The sequence below is a fragment of the Pseudomonas petrae genome, assembly GCF_021728295.1.
Classification (GTDB): Bacteria; Pseudomonadota; Gammaproteobacteria; order Pseudomonadales; family Pseudomonadaceae; genus Aquipseudomonas; species Aquipseudomonas petrae.
In genome coordinates, this window is record NZ_JAKJXE010000007.1 from 192,915 (window position 1) to 212,616 (window position 19,702).

Consider the following 19,702-nt stretch of genomic DNA (forward strand, 5'->3'; position numbering starts at 1 on the left):
CACCCCCATGCATTCAACGGCCCCAACAGTCTTTGTTCGACAGCCCCGTAGAGTTACGGCGCACGCCGGTGTTGGTGATCTGAAAATTGCCGCACTTGTCGCCGTTCATCATGGAGTCGGGGATAGGTGTTGCCGTCAAGGTGAAGTCCGTAGCGGTGGGCACCACCGCAACGGTGTACCAGGCATTCGAGCCCGTCACCGTCGCAAGGGTGTATTTGCCATTCTTAGTAAAGTAGCGCTCCAGAACCTGGCTCTGCTCCATTAGGACTCCGGCAATCTCGGTCCGATGAGTGCGCCGTACGTACTCGGTGTAACTGGGGTACGCAATCGCCGCGAGAATACCCACAATGGCCACCACGATCATTAGCTCTATGAGGGTGAATCCCTTCGTTTTACTGCCCATCATTTTTCATTCCTCATCTGATCTGTCTCCACATGATGCGCCGATCTGACACGCCACCTAACTCGGTAACTGTTAGAGGGACAGCCAGACCGCCCACAGCGATAGCCTGATTACCATTAGCTTTATCAAGCCTGACAACCGAAGGCACGCCGCCGCTCACCAGGAAGCCGCTTGAAGTAGCGTCACCGCTGTTAACCTGCCCATCACCGTTTGTATCCAGAACCGGATAACTGAGCATTCTCCCGCTCAACGCATCAAGATCCACGAACCTGCCAGATCCGGAACTTGAGCAAGGATCCCCGGTGTCGACAATCGCCGTGGTGAACTGAACGCGGCCAAACGCAAGGACAGCAGGATATATAACCCGCTCCCCTGTCGCGACGCTGTTGTAGATCAGCGGCAGATAGAAACCCTTTTTGGCGGCGTAGTTGACGTCGTTCTGAGTGGTGGTAAAAATCGGCCCCGACGCTGCGGTGGAGACCCCATTGATCGCCTGCGCCACGAGATCGCTTTCGCGGTAGTTGGCACTCGTCCCGTCATTGTCCCAGACCGCATAAAACGCCTGGGTCGCGGTCGTCGTTTTGTCCGAGGCTTCGAGCAATTTACCAGTGCCGAAATACACCATCTTGCCGCCGTTAGGGTTATTCCCCACGACCGGCTGAGCCGTAATCGGCTGATTCGCCCCGCCTGAAGCAGTAAACAACGGACTCCCACCCAAGCCGACTTTCCAGGTGGAGGCGGTCTGCCCTGTGAAATCAAACTTCCACATCTGCCCTTTCAGGTCACCGCCATAAGCGTACTGAACGACACTCTGGGCATTGACGCGCAACTTAACTGAAGACAGTCCGTTGTTGCCTGACGTATCAACGGGGATCTCCTTTATCAGCGCCCCGTTGCTGACATCGACGACAAAGAGCGACGCTATGCCAGTGGTACTGCCATAGCCGTTCGAAATGAAGGCTGCCCATCTGCCATCCGGCAACTGCGCCACTTCCGGTTTGGCATAGGCGTAGCCCATGTTGGCAAATCCTGTACTAACGCTGCTGATGTCCCAAAGCGCTTTCACCGTATTCAAGGCGCCAGCGTTAAAGAGTTGCAGTGCATAAAAGCCCTTGCCACCCGAGCCTGCCCCCCCAATGGCTAGCGTTTTCCAGGATGACGCAAACTGAACGTCTACGATCGAGATTTGCCCATCCACTAAAAATTTGTGCGAAACCCCATTGATATAGTTTGGATCAGCAACGTAATGCAGGTTCGCGAGGACCGTGGACGGCATATAGGCATAACGCCTGTCGCCCGTTGAGGGATTGATCACGTTTACCAAGCCATCGTTGGCATTCACCACGAGGCTGGGAGTCATTGAGTTTGATTTGATATCCAGATACGTGGAGTAGCTATTGTCAGAAGCAGGGTCAGACGCCGGATTGTCGGTAGGTGAGGCGTACGCCAGGGGCGAGTTGATTACATCACCGAGCAGCACCGAACGCGTTTTCAATCCTGTCTTGTTTATCCCTTTACTCCATTGCACCAAATCCAGCCCAGAAATTCCGAGTGGCAGATTGGCGCTAAGCACGAGCTGCTGCGGCAGTGAAAAGCTGAGAAAGGACAACGGAATAACCGCACTGGTCAAAGAGTTCCAGGACTCATAAGTAGCGGTAATACCTGGAATGATCTGTTTGTCAGTGGACCAGAGCGGGGCTGCGGCATTGATTGTCCCATCAGCCGAAATGGCCAAGGCCTTGATCGTACCGCGCCAGTCAGTCGGATCGTATTGAGTCTGGAAAAAAACAGATGTGCTCAACAATGAGGACGAGTTAGACGCTACACCTCCCCCGGTTCCTGCGCGGGAAGTGATGTCGTTTAGAGCGGCGGATAATGCGGTGTTCAGACCGGCGCTGTCCGTCGCCTGATAATAGGTACCCTTACCGTTAACGGCCGCGTTCGAAAGCATGGCATTGGCCGCTGTGAAGCCAACGGTATACGTAAACATGTTTTGCTTTATGAAGTCGGTCGCATCCCAACTCTTGCCGGCGGCATCGGTGCCGCCAATCCGCATATCAATGTCATAGGCGAATTTGGCAATATCGTCCAGGTACAACGTGTCACCCTCACCATCGCCACTGAGGTTGTCACCGTCGTTATCATTGGGATCCCAGTTGGGCAAGCTTGCGCCGCCCAGAGGATCGTTAGTGGGGAAAGTTCGATCGTAGGTCGGCAGACCGTCGGTAATTACGACACCATAGTTGCGCTGACACCGGTACTGAATCGGGCTGGTGTAGGTGGTAGGGGTAGAGTTGTAATACGGCGTCATCCCACGAAAGTATCGGGTCACTTCGTAATACGTTTCAGCCAGTGGCGTGTTCGCGATTGCTGCCAACCCGTTGATGGAGGAAATCAGCGCATTGTAGTTGGCCGTCGCCTGGTTGGCGGTGGTGGAGGTTGTCAGGGACAAATCGCTGATTGCCCTCGCAATGTTGCCGCCAGGTCCGGAATCGCGGCTCGTAGGTGGGTTGAACGTCGCCAGGCCGATGCGCAGATTTCGGTTGCTGGCGACCAGCGCCGCTGACACTGTCCGAGCAACGTTGATACGGTAATCGTCGGGAATCGAATCATCCGTGTAGTCTTTTTTGGACAACGACGTGCCGTAAAGCAAGTAGCTGATGTAAGCAGTGGTGTACCGAGTATTACCGCTGCCCACAGGGTCGGGGAGTTTGAGACAGACTCGGGCACGTGTGGTGAACTTGTAGAAACCGTCATACCCAGGATCGCACCCGCCAGTACGCAGGTTTCCTACAAAAAAGTTGGTGTCAGTCATGTCCATGGCAGTGACGTTGTTGCAGTTGAAATCCGAACTGCAGCTGTACACCGGCACCGGATCCGCGTTGGGATCAAACCCTGAGGCCCAGATGATACTGTTCATACTCCCGGAGTCATCTACCAACAGCATGACGTTCGGCGTCACCGACCCCACTGTTAACAAGGGGGAGTCAGACGGCACAAACGCGGCGAACGCGGTGGCCGAGCCATAAAGACCAAGCAGTGCGCCCATCATCAGCTTGCCCAGATAAAGTCTTGCTCTGCGGCACCACTCAACGTTTGGCATAGATACTTTCCACTACAGTTCGCGAGTTACCGGACACGCCAACACCGGTGATGCGATACAGCGTCCACGACTCGCTTTCATCCCACCCGACGAGATTAACGTTGACCGGGTCTTTCGTTGTCGCGATTTTCTGGACAGCCCAAAAACCTCCCGGAATCGCGGTCCATGTCACTCCCGAGGCAGCATTGGCACCTGCGACTTGTACGCTCGCGGCCTCCGCCGGTGGAGTACATTTAGTGCAGGTCGCCAGTTTGTAACTGGTGGCCTGAACCGCAGACTCCCCCAGACGCACAGCCGCCTCTGCGAACTGAAACGACTCATTGCGTAGCTTGACGCTGCCCGACATCTTCTCCTGAAGCGTCGCATTCTGCATTGACGAAATCCCGATCAACGTCAGCAGCAGGAGAAACACCAGACTGACAATCAGCGCCATTCCACGCTCACGGTCCCGGGTACGTTGAACAGTTCTGAGTCTAGCTACTTTCACGATGGCAACACCTAATAGAGACGGTTGCGTAGAGCGGTCAACACGCTGAACGTCTGGTTTTTAACTCGACCTGTTGCGTCTGTCATCTCCAGTGTCAGCCGCACGCTACGCACCAGATTCGTGTTGGCAGGCGTCGCGGTGTAACCCGTAATGACTGTGTCGGAAGCCGTGTTGGCAGTGCCGAACACTACCGTGAACTTGTTCACGTTATTGACGATGGCAGCCCCCCCTAGAAGTATCTGCTTATTCGCAAACTGGTAGACGAGCTGACGTATCGGAAACGCCAACTCATTGGCGGCAGGGACGGCAGTACCGCTTCTAGCGGTCGCTCCCGACTTGCAGTCAGAGGTAACGGTCCAGGTTGGAACACCGCCGTTGTTCCCCACATCTGCTGTCACCAGCGTGAGCTTCGTTGTAGCGTTATCCCATTGGATCGGAGTCACCTGCGCAGCATTGAAGTCGCTTTTGGCACTGGCGTCAGTGATCGTCGCAAGACAGCCAAACATCCCGACCATGCGTATTTCCTGGGCCATTTTAGTAAGGATGAAACGCGCGTCCTCCTGCATGACCGCCGAGGCATTCTGGGACAGATAGGTGTTCTTGGCTGAAATGAAAATCTGGATGACGCCCGCCACTATTAGCAGACCCAACAGCAGCGAGATCATGATCTCGATCAGGCCGAAGCCTTTGGCGCGGTGCATCATTGCGCCACCTTCGTATCTATCGCTACACGACTCTTCACCATAAATGTCTGCAAAGTATTTGCCTTGTTTGCGGCCCGGGCATCACTCCAGCTCACAGTAATGGTGACCTCCCTCTTGTTGACAACAATGCTTCCATCACCTGTCGCGAGGTCGAGGTTCTGAATGTTAGTCTTGAAATCATAGAGATCCTGCGTACGCGGGACATTCAGATCACCACCAGACGGTGCTGCCGAAAGGGACGCCAGCTGATAATCAACATCCGGATTGGCACGTATGCGGTCCATCATGTCGTAGGCAATGAAGCTGGCCTGGCTGCTCGTTCTTGAACTGTCGGTGTATTTCAGCGCATTCAACTGGAGCGCTGCCGCACCCAACAGTCCGATGGCCAGAACAAGCAAGGAGACCAACACTTCAATCAGCGTCGTGCCTTTTTGCCGGGAAGTCATTTTCGCGTTCATCAGCAGCCGCCTAATACGATACGACCGCTGAGGCATATGTTGATCACTCTGGTGATGGTGCCGCGGTTATAGGTGATGACCAAAGCAGCCGCAGGCGTCGGCACCGGGGCGGCCAAACCGCCCAGGTTGTTGAAGTCAATCGCGCTGGGATTACCACTTACTGCGAGGACTGATCCAGAGTCCATCGCCGACAGGACTCGCAGAATCGGAATCGGTGCCGCAGGATCAATGGCAGTCAACTGAGTATTCCAGGCACCACCCGCCACGGCTGGTGTTATACGAATGACAGTTCCACTGTTTATCGCTTGCTGGCGCGCATAGTTAAGGAAACGCTGAAAATCGCTTACTTCCGTGTCGGCCTTGGTGTTCTGGATGGTAGTACTGAAGCTTGGAATGGCGATCGCCGCGAGGATGCCGACCAACGTGATGGTCACCAGCAACTCGACCAGCGTAAAACCCCGACACCGTTTGGGCATTTAATCTCTCCTTAATGGAGAAACTATATAGCAACCGGTTGTTTCAATATTTGCCGGGGGGATGTGTGGCTGTTTTCGACGGACGAACGCCCTGACGCCCTGTGCCGCAGCCCTCATATGTCATCTCAGCGCCCCCAACACCCCGACACACTGGCAGCCCCCGACATCCCGAGGTTGTCGCGCCTGCCGGTGTGTTCCAGCACAAAGCTGCCGCAGGCATCACCTCCCATCATCCCCCCGCCCATCGGAGACGCGGTCAGCGTAAACGCCCGCTCCTTCCGCTCAGCCCCTATCCGATAAAACGCATTCCCGACCGACACCTCATGACTAAACGCCGGCGGCCCGCTGACGTCCGAGTATTGCCCTGCCCGCGAATGAAACCGCTCCAGCTTCTGCGCCTCTTCAACCAGCACCCCAGCGATCTCGGAGCGGCGGGCTTTCCGGGTGTATTCGCTGTATTGCGGGTACGCGACGGCGGCGAGTATCGCGACGATGGCGATGGCAATCAGCAGTTCGATCAGGGTGAAGCCTGCGGTTGCTCTGTTCATTGCCGCTGCCGCCACATGACGCGACGCTCCTGGGTGTGAATGCTTTCGAGCACGGTGCGTGAGTCGCCCGCGATGCCGATGGCCGTCACGCGATACAGGGTCCAGAGTTGATCGTCTGCGCCACCGGCCGGTTGGTCGGTTTGGCCGACATGCTGAATGCCGTAAAAACCACCCTTCGTCGCGACCCAATCCATACCCGAGACCCCGCCCGGTCCGCTGCTGGACAGGGTCAGCGCTTCAGGCGGCGGCAGACACCTCGCTGGCGACGAACAAGCCGGCAGGGAGAATACGGGCGCCATGAGTTTCGCTTCCGCGATGCGCAGCGCTGTCTCGGCGGACTGAAACGATGCATCGCGCCGCGTGAAGGTGCCGGCCACTTTTTCCTGGAGCGTGGCGTTCTGCATCGACGATGTCGCCAACAGGGTCAGCAACAAGAGGAACACCAAACTGACGATCAACACCGCACCACGTTGTGCATTCACGCTCATGCCCTCACCCCAGCCGATTACGGAGGGCAGCGACAACGTCAATGGTTTGTTCCTGCACCCGGGCCGCAGGGTCGAACAAGGTCAGGGTCAGTCGCACGCTGCGGACCAGAGAGGGGTCGGCAGCGGCGGCGTAACGCGCAATGGAGCGCTCGTTGATCGAGCCGGCGACGCCAAACAGCACGCTGAACGCGCGCACGTTGCTGACCAGAGGCTGGCCGTTCAGTGACAGTTCATTGCGCGCTTTGTTGAAGCGATACACCTGCCGGTGCAACGGCATTGCGGCCTCATCCGCAGCAAGTCGGGGCGCCCGGCCATTGGAGTACGCGGTGGCGGATGACACGCAGTCGGTGTGAATGACCCAGGTCGACCAGCCGCCACCCTCTCCTGTTCCGGCCGTGGCGAGGGTCAGTGTCTGAGAGCTGGCGTCCCAGTGGATCGGCTCTTCAAACGCCTTGGAGAAGCCATTGCCGACGCTGGCGTCGTCGACTTTTCCCAAGCAGCCGAACATGCCCACCAGCCGCACTTCCTGGACCATTTTGCTGAGCACAAATCGCGCGTCTTCCTGCAGGCTGGCGGACGATGTCTGACTGGCATAGCTGCTTTTTGAGCTGATGAATATCTGCATCAAAGCCAGCGACATCACCAATCCCAGCATCAGCGCCAGCAGAACTTCGACGAGGCCAAATCCCTTCTGCACAACTTTCATGGCCGTGCGCTCCGCTCGGCAGAGACATCGGCGGTCAGCGTGAGCGTTTGCTGATGCGCGGCCTCTTGGCTGGCGCGGGAATCGTCCCATTTCAAGGTGAGGGTCACGCTCGATCCCGCCACCGCAATCGATGCCTCGGCGTCGTCACCGACCGCGCGTTTCAATTGCGTCGCGAAGTCATACAGGTCTTGCTGTCGAGGGACGGCGAGACTGCCGGACGTCGGCGCCTGACTCAGCGACGCCAGCGCGTAACTGGCGTCCGGATTGGCGCGGATGCGCTCGAACAGATCATGGGCGATGAAGCTGACGTGCATGCTGCGCATCGAACTGTCGGTGTATTTCAGCGCGCTGAGCTGCAACATCGCCACGCCCAATATGCCAACGCTGAAGATCAGCAACGCGACCAGCACTTCAATCAATGTCATCCCTGATTGCATCGTCTTCGCTCCCATCACCCACCTCTGCCATTGCCATGCAGCCACCAGTGAAGCCGATGCGCGGCGGTTTGCCCGGAGGATGTGTAACGGCGGCTTGCGGACATATCGGCTGACAATCGGCCCGGTTGTCAGGGCGGCTAGGCAGGTGTTTCCTTGAGCGTCGCACTCAACGGAAGACGCTCGTGAAACAGCAAGGATTAACGCTGATTGAACTGCTGGCAGGGTTGGTGATTGTCGGTATCGTCGCCACGCTGGCGATTCCCGCCTTCGGGCAACTGATCGACTCACAACGACGTCAGGACACGGCTCAGCAACTGGCCAGCGGGCTGCGAATGGCGCGGACCGAAGCGATTCTGCGCAGTCAGCCGGTGGTGATGCAGGCGCTGGAAGATGACTGGAGCCGAGGCTGGAATGTGTTCGTCGACAGCAACCGCAACCAGTTCAGGGACGAGGGCGAGCTGTTACTGGCCGAGTTCGCCACCCACCCCAATGTCAGGGTGGTGGGCAACAGCAAGGTGGCCGTGCGCATTGGTTTTGATAACACGGGGCGGCTGCTGAACAACGCCAACGGGACACTGGCGGTCTGTCTCAAAGACCCACCCGCCAGTCGCTATCAGTTGGCGATTGCGGTGACCGGCAGGGTCACGCTGCGATCCGAGGGATTCGGCAGCGAGCCCTGCGCATGAAGCGGTTACAGAATGACCGGATTACAGCAGCGACTTGACGCGCAATTCCTTCGGCATCGAGAAGGTGATGTTTTCCTCGCGCCCGGCCAGTTCGTCCGCGCCGGTCGCGCCCCAGGCGTGCAGCTGCTGGATCACGCCACGCACCAGGACTTCAGGCGCCGAAGCACCGGCGGTGATACCGATGCGTCCAACGCCGTCGAACCAGCTGCGCTGCATGTCTTCGGCGCCGTCGATCAGATAGGCCGGGGTCGACATGCGATCAGCCAGCTCACGCAGGCGATTGGAGTTGGAGCTGTTCGGGCTGCCGACCACCAGCACCACGTCACACTCATCGGCCAGAACCTTGACCGCATCCTGGCGGTTTTGCGTGGCGTAGCAGATGTCGTCCTTGCGCGGACCGCCAATGGCCGGGAATCGTGTGCGCAGGGCGTCGATTACTCGGCTGGTGTCGTCCATCGACAGTGTCGTCTGGGTGACGAAGGCAAGGTTCTCAGGGTTGCTCACCTGAAGATTGGCGACGTCTGCTTCGTCTTCGACCAGATAGATCGCGCCGCCATTACTGGCGTCGTACTGGCCCATCGTACCCTCGACTTCAGGATGGCCGGCGTGACCGATCAGGATGCACTCGCGGCCGTCACGGCTGTAGCGCGCCACCTCGATATGCACCTTGGTCACCAGCGGACACGTGGCGTCGAACACTTTCAGGCCGCGACCTGCCGCCTCGGTGCGCACCGCCTGTGACACACCGTGGGCACTGAAGATCACGATGACGTCGTCCGGCACCTGATCGAGCTCTTCGACGAAGATAGCGCCACGGCTGCGCAAGTCTTCGACGACGAATTTGTTATGAACCACTTCATGGCGCACGTAGATCGGCGGGCCAAACACTTCCAGCGCGCGATTGACGATTTCGATCGCACGGTCCACCCCGGCGCAGAATCCACGTGGGTTGGCGAGCTTGATTTGCATGATGTGCCTCGTGTCTACGCGCTATGAAACATAAAAACGAAAAGGCCCCGAGCAGTGCCGGGGCCAGGCGCTCTGGCGATGCTCAGAGTGCCTTCACCTCGAAAATTTCCACTTCGAAGGTCAACGTCTTGCCCGCCAGCGGGTGATTGAAATCGACGGTGACCTGATCATCGTCCATCGCTTTCACCACGCCCGGCAGTTCGGTATTCGCCGCATCGTTGAAGATCACTAGCAGGCCTTCGGACAGCTCCATGTTCTGGAACTGCGAGCGCGGCATGATCTGCAAGTTTTGCGGGTTCGGCTGACCGAAAGCGTTTTCCGGTGGCACCTGAAGCGTGCGTTTGTCACCTGCTTTGAAGCCAAAAATCAGCGCTTCAAAACCAGGAAGCAGGCTGCCATCGCCGACCTTGAAGGTCGCCGGCGCCTTGTCGAAGGTGCTGTCGACAGTGTCGCCGTTTTCCAGGTGCAGTGCGAAATGCAGGGTGACTTCCGTGTTCTGACCGATGCGTGTTTCCTGTGTAGCCTGTTCGGTCATCAACTGATCAGTCATTGACGGTTTCTCCGGTTTTCTTGCTCTTGAACATGTCCAGAGCCAGCATGATCGCGCCAACGGTAATGGCGCTGTCCGCGACATTGAAGGCCGGGAAGCCGTGTTCTTTCCAATGCACGAAAATGAAATCTATCACATGGCCAATGAAGATTCGGTCATACAGATTGCCAAGCGCCCCGCCCAATATCAGGGCAAGGGCAATCGCCAGCCAGGTCTCGTCGCGCCCGAGCCGCTTGAGCCAGACCACCAGCACCCCACTCACCACGACCGCAATCAACGCAAACAACCAGCGCTGCCAGCCGGAACTGTCGGCCAGGAAGCTGAACGCAGCCCCGGTGTTGTAGGCCAGCATCCAGCTGAAGTAGTCAGGAAGGATGACGATCTGCTCGTACAACTCCAGACGGTTTTCGAAGTAGAACTTGCTGGCCTGGTCAATGACCACCACCAGCACGCTCAACCACAGCCAACCCAGTCGGCCCATACGGCCAGCCGATGCATTAGGCATAGTGACGAACCTCGCCTGCGCCGCTGATGTTGTCGACGCAACGGCCGCAGATTTCCGGATGCTCGGGATTGACCCCGACGTCCTCGCGGTGATGCCAGCAGCGCGCGCACTTGGCGTGGCCGGATTTGACGACCTTGAGCTTCAGACCGGCGACTTCGGTGACCACGGCATCGGCGGGCGCACTGACGAAAGGCGCGACGCTGGCCGTTGATGTGATCAGCACAAAGCGCAGCTCATTGCTCAGCTTGGACAGATCCGCCACCAGCGCGTCCTCGGCGTACAGCGTGACCTCGGCCTGCAAGTTGCCGCCAATGGCCTTGGCCGCGCGCAGGTTTTCCATTTCCTTGTTGACTGCCACCTTCACCGCCATGATCCGCTCCCAGTAGGCGCGGTCCAGCTCGAAGCCTTCCGGCAGCTCGCTCAGATCCCGGTACCAGGTGTTGAGCATGACCGACTCGTTACGCTCGCCCGGCAGGTACTGCCACAGTTCATCGGCGGTAAACGCCAGGATCGGTGCGACCCAGCGAACCAGCGCTTCGGAGATGTGGAACAGCGCGGTCTGGCAAGAACGACGCGCCTTGCTGTTGGCGCCGGTGGTGTATTGGCGATCCTTGATGATGTCGAGGTAGAAACCACCCAACTCCTGCACGCAGAAGTTGTGCACTTTGGAATAGACGTTCCAGAACCGGTACTCGCCGTAGTGCTCTTCCAGCTCACGCTGCAGCAGCAGCGCGCGGTCCACGGCCCAGCGATCCAGTGCCAGCATGTCTTCGGCTGGCAGCAAGTCGGTGGCCGGATTGAAGCCGGTCAGGTTCGAGAGCAGGAAGCGCGCGGTGTTGCGGATGCGACGGTAAGCATCGGCGCTGCGCTGCAGGATGGTGTTGGAGACGGCCATTTCGCTGGAATAGTCGGTCGCCGAAACCCACAGACGCATGATGTCGGCGCCCAGGGTGTCGTTGACCGTCTGCGGCGCGATGACGTTGCCCAGCGACTTGGACATCTTGCGGCCGTTCTCGTCCACGGTGAAACCATGGGTGAGCAATTCACGGTACGGCGCGTGATTGTCGATGGCGCAACCGGTCAGCAGCGAGGAGTGGAACCAGCCGCGGTGCTGGTCGGAGCCTTCCAGGTACAGGTCGGCGCGTGGACCGGTCTCGTGGCCCATCGGGTGCGAGCCGCGCAGGACGTGCCAGTGGGTGGTGCCGGAATCAAACCAGACGTCCAGAGTGTCGGAAATCTTGTCGTAGTGCGGCGCTTCGTCACCTAGCAACTCGGCTGCGTCCATCTTGAACCAGGCTTCGATGCCTTCCTGCTCGACGCGCTGAGCGACCTCTTCCATCAGTTCGACGGTGCGCGGGTGCAGCTCGCCGCTTTCCTTGTTCAGGAAAAACGGGATCGGCACGCCCCAGTTACGCTGACGGGAAATGCACCAGTCAGGGCGGTTGGCGATCATTGAGTGCAAGCGCGCCTGCCCCCATGCCGGCACGAATTTGGTTTCTTCGATGGCTTTCATAGCCCGATTGCGCAGGGTGTCGCCCGACGTCGGCTGCTTGTCCATGCCGACGAACCACTGCGCGGTGGCGCGGTAGATCAGCGGCGTCTTGTGGCGCCAGCAGTGCATGTAGCTGTGAGTGATGGTTTCGGTGTGCAGCAACGCGCCGACTTCGGTCAGCTTGTCGATGATGGGCTGGTTGGCCTTGAAGATGAACTGGCCACCAAAGAACTCCAGCGACGGGCTGAACACGCCGTTGCTCTGCACCGGGCTGATGATGTCGTCGTTGGTCAGGCCGTAGCTTTTGTAAATCACGAAGTCATCGACGCCATAGGCGGGCGAGTTGTGAACGACACCCGTGCCAGCACCCAACTCGACGTAGTCGGCCAGATAGATGGGCGACAGACGATCGTAGAACGGATGACGGAAATTGATCAGCTCGAGCGCCGAACCTTCGGCCGTCGCCAGCACCGAACCTTCGAGGTTCCAGCGCTTGAGGCAGGACTCGACCAATTCCTCGGCCAGCACCAGAAGTCGCTCGCCGGTATCGACCAGCGCGTAGGTGAATTCCGGATGAACGTTGAGCGCCTGGTTTGCCGGAATGGTCCACGGGGTGGTGGTCCAGATCACGATGGCAGCAGGTTTGCCCAGGCTTGGCAGACCGAAGGCGGCAGCAAGCTTGTCGGCATCGGCAACCGGGAAGGCCACGTCGATGGTGGACGATTTCTTGTCCTGGTATTCGACTTCCGCTTCAGCCAGCGCCGAACCGCAATCGAAACACCAGTTGACCGGCTTGAGGCCCTTGAAGACGAAGCCGTTCTTGACCATTTCAGCCAGCGCGCGGATTTCCCCGGCTTCGTTGGCGAAGTCCATGGTGCGGTAGGGGTTGGCCCAATCGCCGAGCACGCCCAGACGAATGAATTCGGCTTTCTGCCCTTCGATCTGCTCGGCCGCGTAGGCACGGCACAGCTCACGGGTCTTGTCCGCTGGCAGATTTTTGCCGTGGGTGACTTCGACCTTGTGCTCGATCGGCAGACCGTGGCAATCCCAGCCCGGAATATAGGGCGCGTCGAAGCCCGAAAGGGTCTTCGAGCGAACGATCATGTCCTTGAGAATCTTGTTGACCGCATGACCGATGTGGATATTGCCGTTGGCGTATGGAGGCCCGTCGTGCAGCACGAACTTGGGCCGATCCTTGCCAATTTCGCGCAGCTTCTGGTACAGGCCAATGCTGTCCCAGCGCTGCAGAGTTTGCGGCTCGCGCTGGGGCAGGCCGGCCTTCATAGGGAAGGCGGTGTCCGGAAGATTAAGCGTGGCTTTGTAGTCGGTCATTTCAGGCTCTAAAGTTTAGCGGTTGGTCGTGCCAGTGGGCACGAGCGGCAGCGACATCCGCATCGATCGCCGTCTTGAGCGCCTCAAGGGAGGCAAAGCGCTGCTCATCACGCAGCTTCTGGTGGAATACCACCGTCAAACGCCGGCCATAGATATCGCCGGTAAAATCCAGAAGGTGAATCTCCAGGTGGGGACGTCCATCGCCTGCCACGCTGGGACGCACGCCAATGTTGGCGACGCCCGGCCACACCTTGCCGTCGATCAGCGCGCTGACCAGATAGACACCGGTCAATGGCACGCGACGACGTTTGAGTTGCACGTTGGCCGTAGGCGTACCCAACTGACGCGCCAGCTTCTGGCCATGCAGCACGCGGCCGGATATCTCGAAAGGACGGCCCAGCAAATGCTCGGCGAGGGCAAAGTCTGCCGCAGCCAGCGCAGTGCGCACCTTGGTGCTGCTTACACGGACGCCATCGATTTCGACGGTCTGCGCCGCTTCGACGGTGAAGCCCTTTTCGGCGCCGACTTTTTGCAGAAAATCGAAATCGCCCACTCGGTCACAACCAAAACGGAAGTCGTCTCCGACCTCCAGGTGCTTCACGCCCAGGCCATCGATCAGCACGGTGTCGACAAACTCGGATGCACTGAGCTTGCTGAAGCGCTGATTGAAGGCCAGACACAACACCAGATCAACGCCCTCGCCAGCAAGCAGATCAAGCTTGTCGCGCAGCCGGGCCAGACGGGCCGGCGCCGTCTCGGGAGCGAAGAACTCGCGTGGTTGCGGTTCGAAGATCACCACACAACTGGGCAAGCCCAGCTCGACGGCACGCTCACGCAGCCGCGCCAGGATAGCCTGGTGACCCCGGTGAACACCGTCGAAATTGCCAATGGTGGCGACGCAGCCCCGGTGCTGCGGGCGCAGATTGTGAAGGCCTCGAACCAGCTGCATAACGCGCTTCTTGCTCATAAAGTGGCCGATTATAACCACACACCGCCGTCAACGACAGGCGACACATCCGGGCAAACCACAACAATCGACGTTAACCGGCAGAAAACGACGACTGATCCTACAGGATCGCCTTGCGAGCGAAATGCCTGACCCGGAAACCCAACACCAGCAGGGTGCCGAAATACGCCACGACCCCCGCCACCACCAACGCGCCCAGGCGCAGGAATCGCTGCAGCATTTCACCGTCTGACCAGGCGGGCATCACATGCATCAGGCCAAGCAGTACGGCGGACATCACCGCCACAGCGATAATCAGCTTGCCCAAAAACACCGGCCAACCCGGCTGCGGCTGAAACAGGTCCTGCTTGCGCAATTGCCAGAACAGCAGCAACGCGTTGAGGCACGCCCCCACGCTGATCGCCAGCGCCAGACCGGCGTGCGCCAGATGGATGACGTAGACGAAAAGCAGGTTGAACAGTTGAGTCACTATGAGGGTGAAGATCGCTATTTTCACCGGCGTGCGGATATTTTGTTGCGCGTAAAAGCCCGGTGCGAGCACCTTGATCACAATGATGCCCAGCAGCCCCACTGAGTACGCGACCAGCGCGCGCTGGGTCATCGCGGCATCTTCGCCGTCGAACTTGCCGTACTGGAACAGCGAAACTGTCAGCGGCTCGGCGAGCAGTCCGAGCGCCAGCGTGCACGGCAGCACCAGCAGGAAACACAAGCGCAGGCCCCAGTCGAGGATGCGCGAATATTCGTGGCGATCCCGGCTGGCGTAGGTTTTCGAGAGAATCGGCAGAAGAATCGTCCCCAACGCCACGCCCAGCACACCGGAAGGCAACTCCATCAGGCGGTCGGCGTAGTACATCCACGACACCGATCCGGCGACAAGGAACGAGGCAAATATCGTGTTGATAATCAGTGAAATCTGACTGACGGAAACCCCGAGCATGGCCGGCAGCATCTGCTTCATCACTCGCCAGACACCGGTGTCGCGCAGGTTGAGGCGCGGCAGCACCAGCATGCCGATCTTTTTCAGGTGCGGCAGTTGGTAAAGAAGCTGCAGCAGCCCGCCCGCCAGCACCGCCCAGCCCAGCGCCATCACGGGCGGGTGGAAATACGGCGTAAGGAACAGGGCGAAGAAGATCATCGCCAGATTGAGCAGCGTTGGCACGAACGCCGGAACGGAGAAGCGATTCCACGTGTTAAGGATCGCACCGGCCAGCGACGACAGCGAGATGAGCAATATATAAGGAAAGGTCACCCGCAACAGGTCCGACGTGAGCTGGAATTTCTCAGGCGTGTCGGCAAACCCCGGCGCAGTCGCCCAGATGACCCAGGGGGCGAACACGACGCCCAACACAGTGACGATCGCCAGGGCGAGGGTCAGGAGGCCGGTGACATACGCGACAAATGTGCGGGTTGCCTCTTCGCCCTGCTGGCTTTTGTATTCCGCCAGGATCGGCACGAATGCCTGTGAGAAAGCGCCCTCGGCAAAAATTCGGCGCAGCAGGTTGGGCAGTTTGAACGCGATAAAGAAGGCGTCAGTGGCCATGCCGGCGCCAAACGCGCGTGCGATGATGGTATCGCGGACAAAGCCCAGCACCCGCGAAAGCATCGTAATAGAGCTAACGGCGGCAAGCGATTTGAGTAGATTCATCGAAAGGTTTGTACGCCTGACCAAAGGAAGCGCCAAAGCGCGTTCCATATATGCGATACTCCGCGCCGCAAAACAGCTCAGAGCCAAAGCCCGCGAGTTTACAGGTCGCACGCCGGAAAGAAATCACCTCGGCACCACACTGCGACCACTCAGCGGAACGCATCAACTGCCCTTGACAAGTGTCAAACTCATCGGCATGATTCGCGGCCTATTTTGTTAGCTATTTCCCAAGTCTTTCGAGGAGCTCGACGGTGGCCAACACACCTTCCGCCAAAAAACGTGCAAAACAGGCTGAGAAGCGTCGCAGCCACAACGCCAGCATGCGTTCCATGGTTCGTACCTACATCAAGAATGTAGTTAAAGCCATCGACGCTAAAGACGCTGAAAAAGCGCAAGCTGCTTATGTTCTGGCCGTGCCAGTTATCGACCGTATGGCCGATAAAGGCATCATCCACAAGAACAAAGCTGCTCGCCATAAAGGTCGCTTGAATGGCCACATCAAGGCTCTGAACCTTGCTGCTGCAGCCTAAGCGATTCGCTTGTTAAAAAACCGACCCCAGGGTCGGTTTTTTATTGCCTTCGATTTGACGCTTCAGCATCAAGGCGCAGGAGCAGGCGCCCACGGCAGAATCGGGATCGCGGTCACGGCGTTCTGCGGACTGCCCTCGATCACCCTGTCGCTGTAGACGAGATACACCAGCGTGTTGCGCTTCTTGTCGAGGAATCGCACGACCTGCATGGTCTTGAACACCAGCGAGGTCCGCTCCTTGAACACCTCGTCACCGTCCTTCAATTGCTCCTTGAAATGAATGGGACCGACCTGCCGGCAAGCGATGGACGCTTCGGCACGATCTTCAGCAAGGCCCAGCCCACCCTTCACCCCACCGGTTTTCGCGCGGGACAGATAGCACGTCACGCCGTCGACCTTGGGGTCGTCGAATGCCTCGACCACGATCCGGTCGTTCGGACCCACCATCTTGAACACGGTGGATACCTGGCCGATCTCTTCAGCCGATGCCAGCAACGGCAACATCAGCAACGCGCCTACCAGCCCTTTCATGACTCGCATTTATGCTTCCTTTTTTGATGATGCAGTTCAGACCAGAATCAGGTTGTCACGGTGCACGAGCTCAGGCTCGGCCATGTAACCCAGCTCTTTGACGATTGCATCAGAGGGCAGACCAATGATCTTCTGCGCTTCGAGCGCGCTGTAATTGCTGAGACCGCGGGCGATCTCGCGACCGTCGGCCGCCACGCATACCACCATCTCGCCGCGACGAAAGCTGCCCTGCACCAGCTTGACGCCGACCGGCAACAGGCTCTTGTGGCTGTGGGTCAGCGCTTTCACCGCACCCTCGTCCAGCACCAGCGTGCCACGGGTTTGCAGATGCCCGGCCAGCCATTGCTTGCGAGCCGCGAGCATTTCGCGCTCAGGAGACAGCAACGTGCCCAAGCGCTCACCGGCTTTCAGCCGCGCCAGCACGCGCTCGATGCGGCCACCCACAATCACGGTGTGCGCGCCAGAACGGGCGGCGAGTCGCGCAGCACGCAATTTGGTCTGCATGCCGCCACGACCCAGCGCCCCGCCGGTGCCGCCAGCGACTGCATCAAGGGCGGGATCATCGGCACGCGCCTCATAAATGAGCTGCGCTTCAGGATTGTTGCGAGGGTCGGCATCGAACATGCCGTCACGGTCGGTCAGGATGACCAACAGGTCGGCTTCCACCAGGTTGGCCACCAGCGCCGCCAGCGTATCGTTGTCGCCGAAACGGATCTCGTCGGTGACGACCGTGTCGTTTTCATTGATGACAGGAATAACACCCAGCTCAACCAGGGTGCGCAGCGTGCTTCGGGCGTTCAGGTAGCGCTTGCGATCGGACAGATCGTCGTGGGTGAGCAGAATCTGCGCGGTGTGCCGCTGATGCTCGGCGAAGCTGGATTCCCACGCCTGCACCAGACCCATCTGACCGATTGCTGCAGCGGCCTGAAGCTCATGCATGGCACTCGGTCGCGCAGTCCAGCCCAAACGGCTCATGCCGGCCGCTACCGCGCCGGACGACACCAGGACCAGTTCGACACCCGCCTCATGCAGGGCCACCATCTGCTCGACCCAAACACCCATCGCGTTGCGATCCAGACCCTTGCCGTCCGCTGTCAGCAGCGCACTTCCGATCTTTACCACCCAACGCTGGGCACCTGTCACCTTGCTCCGCATGATCTTTCAACCTTAAGCCAGAGAGTCCGAATTCTAGATACTAAAACGCCGCTTCAAGAGCGGCGTCGTAGTTTACTTCAGTCGATCAGTCGCGGACGTAAATGATTTCCGGACCATCTTCGTCTTCCACGTCTTCCTCATCCCAATCATCATCGCCGATGTCATGCACGCTCTTCACGCCGCTACGGCGCAAGGCACGCTGATCATCCAGCGCCTGCAACTGGGCGCGGGCTTCGTCTTCGATGCGTTGATCCAGCTCAGCCAGCTCGGCGGCGTACGACGGGTCATTGGCCAGACGATCAGCGCGATCTTCGAGATAGCGCATGATGTCGTGGGTCAGGCGATCAGTGCCTTCTTTGGCGATGGCCGAGATCACGTAGACAGGGCCGGTCCACTCCAGACGATCGATGATCTCCTGCTTGCGGGCCTCATGCTCTTCTTCGAGGATCTGGTCGCACTTGTTCAGCACCAGCCAGCGATCACGGTCGGCCAGCGCAGGGCTGAACTTGAACAGCTCGGTGACGATGACTTCAGCGGCATCCGGCGCGCTGCTTTCATCAAGCGGCGCCATGTCGACGAGGTGCAGCAACAGACGCGTACGCGCCAGGTGTTTGAGGAAACGAATCCCCAGACCGGCACCGTGGGAAGCACCTTCGATCAGGCCGGGAATATCGGCCACAACAAAGCTTTTCCAGCGATCGACACTGACGACACCCAGGTTTGGCACCAGGGTGGTGAACGGGTAATCAGCGACCTTTGGCTTGGCTGCCGATACCGAACGAATGAACGTGCTCTTGCCAGCGTTCGGCAAACCGAGCAGACCAACGTCAGCCAGCACTTTCAGCTCAAGCTTGAGATCACGCTGCTCACCCGGCTTGCCCGGCGTGGTCTGACGCGGTGCACGGTTGGTACTGGATTTGAAACGCGTGTTACCCAGACCGTGCCAGCCGCCATGAGCCACCAGCAGACGCTGGCCGGCTTTGGTCAGGTCGCCGATCACTTCCTGGGTACCGGCGTCGATCACGGTGGTGCCGACCGGCACGCGCAATACCAGCTCTTCACCCTTGCGACCGGTGCAGTCGGTGCTGCCGCCGTTCGAACCGCGCTCGGCGTCGAAATGGCGGGTGTAGCGATAGTCGACCAGGGTGTTGAGGTTTTCGTCGGCGATCATGTAGATCGAGCCGCCGTCACCGCCATCACCACCGTTGGGCCCACCGTTCTCGATGAATTTTTCGCGGCGGAAGCTCATGCAACCGTTACCGCCATCACCGGCCTTTACTCGAATGGATACTTCATCAACAAATTTCATAGCGCACGCCTCCCGTCACAAAGACGAGCAAACAACATAGATTCATAAGGCTCTTGCAAAGATGAGCGTTGCGATACCGATCAAAAACCAGCGACTTCACACCACAACGGCCCACACAAACAGCTTTGCAAGAGACTCACCAGAAACAGGACCTTCTACAAACGAAAAAGCCCTGTCATCGACAGGGCTTTTCAGCTCAGGAGGTGTGAAGGTCAAGCCCTC

21 protein-coding genes are annotated in these 19,702 nt (G+C 58.7%); 2 read left to right on the forward strand and 19 right to left on the reverse strand.

The features are described from left to right. Window positions 1-13: 13 nt before the first annotated feature. The 10 genes from L4G42_RS14235 to pilV (L4G42_RS14280) form a co-directional block, all read right to left on the reverse strand. Window positions 14-403 carry a type IV pilin protein gene (locus L4G42_RS14235; RefSeq protein ID WP_237255005.1) on the reverse strand — a complete coding sequence of 130 codons (390 nt, stop codon included), beginning with the start codon at window positions 401-403 and terminating at the stop codon, window positions 14-16. 13 nt (window positions 404-416) lie between these two features. Continuing rightward, complete coding sequence (locus L4G42_RS14240; RefSeq protein WP_237254998.1) at window positions 417-3,506, reverse strand: pilus assembly protein; 3,090 nt, start codon at window positions 3,504-3,506, stop codon at window positions 417-419. Next, window positions 3,493-3,939, reverse strand: coding sequence for a pilus assembly PilX family protein (locus tag L4G42_RS14245; RefSeq protein WP_237254999.1), 447 nt, complete (start codon window positions 3,937-3,939; stop codon window positions 3,493-3,495). Before L4G42_RS14245 ends, L4G42_RS14240 begins: the two co-directional genes overlap by 14 nt. 65 nt (window positions 3,940-4,004) lie before the next feature. Next, complete coding sequence (locus L4G42_RS14250) at window positions 4,005-4,697, reverse strand: PilW family protein (RefSeq protein ID WP_237255000.1); 693 nt, start codon at window positions 4,695-4,697, stop codon at window positions 4,005-4,007. Further along, on the reverse strand, window positions 4,694-5,155 hold the full coding sequence (gene pilV, locus L4G42_RS14255) for a type IV pilus modification protein PilV (protein ID WP_237255001.1): 462 nt from the start codon (window positions 5,153-5,155) through the stop codon (window positions 4,694-4,696). Before pilV (L4G42_RS14255) ends, L4G42_RS14250 begins: the two co-directional genes overlap by 4 nt. Continuing rightward, complete coding sequence (locus L4G42_RS14260) at window positions 5,155-5,631, reverse strand: GspH/FimT family pseudopilin (RefSeq protein WP_237259289.1); 477 nt, start codon at window positions 5,629-5,631, stop codon at window positions 5,155-5,157. Before L4G42_RS14260 ends, pilV (L4G42_RS14255) begins: the two co-directional genes overlap by 1 nt. 125 nt (window positions 5,632-5,756) lie before the next feature. Then, window positions 5,757-6,179, reverse strand: coding sequence for a type IV pilin protein (locus tag L4G42_RS14265; protein ID WP_237255003.1), 423 nt, complete (start codon window positions 6,177-6,179; stop codon window positions 5,757-5,759). Further along, window positions 6,176-6,667, reverse strand: a complete 492-nt coding sequence (locus L4G42_RS14270; protein ID WP_237255006.1) for a pilus assembly PilX family protein — start codon at window positions 6,665-6,667, stop codon at window positions 6,176-6,178. Before L4G42_RS14270 ends, L4G42_RS14265 begins: the two co-directional genes overlap by 4 nt. A gap of 4 nt (window positions 6,668-6,671) precedes the next feature. Next, a complete protein-coding gene (locus L4G42_RS14275) occupies window positions 6,672-7,373 on the reverse strand; it encodes a PilW family protein (RefSeq protein ID WP_237259288.1) in 702 nt (233 codons plus the stop codon). Then, window positions 7,370-7,825 carry a type IV pilus modification protein PilV gene (gene pilV / locus L4G42_RS14280; protein ID WP_272905114.1) on the reverse strand — a complete coding sequence of 152 codons (456 nt, stop codon included), beginning with the start codon at window positions 7,823-7,825 and terminating at the stop codon, window positions 7,370-7,372. The genes L4G42_RS14275 and pilV (L4G42_RS14280) overlap by 4 nt, the downstream gene beginning before the upstream one ends. 167 nt (window positions 7,826-7,992) lie before the next feature. On the opposite strand from pilV (L4G42_RS14280), the gene L4G42_RS14285 reads away from it, so the two are divergent. Next, window positions 7,993-8,496 (forward strand): GspH/FimT family pseudopilin, encoded by a 504-nt coding sequence (locus tag L4G42_RS14285; protein WP_237259286.1) that lies wholly within the window; start codon window positions 7,993-7,995, stop codon window positions 8,494-8,496. Between the two features lie 21 nt (window positions 8,497-8,517). Here the strand turns inward: L4G42_RS14285 and ispH are convergent, their stop codons facing one another. The 6 genes from ispH to murJ all read right to left on the reverse strand — a co-directional run bounded on the left by ispH (window position 8,518) and on the right by murJ (window position 15,956). Beyond that, the gene (ispH, locus tag L4G42_RS14290; RefSeq protein WP_237251979.1) at window positions 8,518-9,465 is read right to left on the reverse strand and encodes a 4-hydroxy-3-methylbut-2-enyl diphosphate reductase; all 948 of its coding nucleotides are present in this window, start codon (window positions 9,463-9,465) and stop codon (window positions 8,518-8,520) included. Window positions 9,466-9,547: 82 nt separating this feature from the next. After that, a complete protein-coding gene (gene fkpB / locus L4G42_RS14295) occupies window positions 9,548-10,000 on the reverse strand; it encodes an FKBP-type peptidyl-prolyl cis-trans isomerase (protein WP_237252001.1) in 453 nt (150 codons plus the stop codon). A gap of 7 nt (window positions 10,001-10,007) precedes the next feature. Beyond that, entirely contained in the window at window positions 10,008-10,520 is a 513-nt protein-coding gene (gene lspA, locus L4G42_RS14300) for a signal peptidase II (RefSeq protein ID WP_065987672.1), read from the reverse strand. Next, window positions 10,513-13,344: an isoleucine--tRNA ligase gene (ileS, locus tag L4G42_RS14305; RefSeq protein ID WP_237251978.1), complete on the reverse strand. Its 2,832-nt coding sequence runs from the start codon at window positions 13,342-13,344 to the stop codon at window positions 10,513-10,515. The genes lspA and ileS overlap by 8 nt, the downstream gene beginning before the upstream one ends. Before the next feature lies 1 nt (window position 13,345). Then, window positions 13,346-14,293: a bifunctional riboflavin kinase/FAD synthetase gene (gene ribF / locus L4G42_RS14310; protein WP_237251977.1), complete on the reverse strand. Its 948-nt coding sequence runs from the start codon at window positions 14,291-14,293 to the stop codon at window positions 13,346-13,348. A 118-nt stretch (window positions 14,294-14,411) separates the two neighbouring features. Next, complete coding sequence (gene murJ, locus L4G42_RS14315) at window positions 14,412-15,956, reverse strand: murein biosynthesis integral membrane protein MurJ (protein WP_237251976.1); 1,545 nt, start codon at window positions 15,954-15,956, stop codon at window positions 14,412-14,414. A gap of 251 nt (window positions 15,957-16,207) precedes the next feature. Between murJ and rpsT the strand changes: the two genes are divergently transcribed. Then, the gene (gene rpsT / locus L4G42_RS14320; RefSeq protein ID WP_037015424.1) at window positions 16,208-16,486 is read left to right on the forward strand and encodes a 30S ribosomal protein S20; all 279 of its coding nucleotides are present in this window, start codon (window positions 16,208-16,210) and stop codon (window positions 16,484-16,486) included. A 68-nt stretch (window positions 16,487-16,554) separates the two neighbouring features. Here rpsT and L4G42_RS14325 read toward each other — a convergent pair whose 3' ends face one another. From L4G42_RS14325 to cgtA, 3 genes are all read right to left on the reverse strand, one after another. Further along, a complete protein-coding gene (locus L4G42_RS14325) occupies window positions 16,555-17,025 on the reverse strand; it encodes a CreA family protein (RefSeq protein ID WP_237251975.1) in 471 nt (156 codons plus the stop codon). 27 nt (window positions 17,026-17,052) lie between these two features. Next, a complete protein-coding gene (gene proB / locus L4G42_RS14330; protein WP_237251974.1) occupies window positions 17,053-18,171 on the reverse strand; it encodes a glutamate 5-kinase in 1,119 nt (372 codons plus the stop codon). Window positions 18,172-18,256: 85 nt separating this feature from the next. Further along, the gene (gene cgtA, locus L4G42_RS14335) at window positions 18,257-19,480 is read right to left on the reverse strand and encodes an Obg family GTPase CgtA (RefSeq protein ID WP_237251973.1); all 1,224 of its coding nucleotides are present in this window, start codon (window positions 19,478-19,480) and stop codon (window positions 18,257-18,259) included. Window positions 19,481-19,702: the final 222 nt, after the last annotated feature.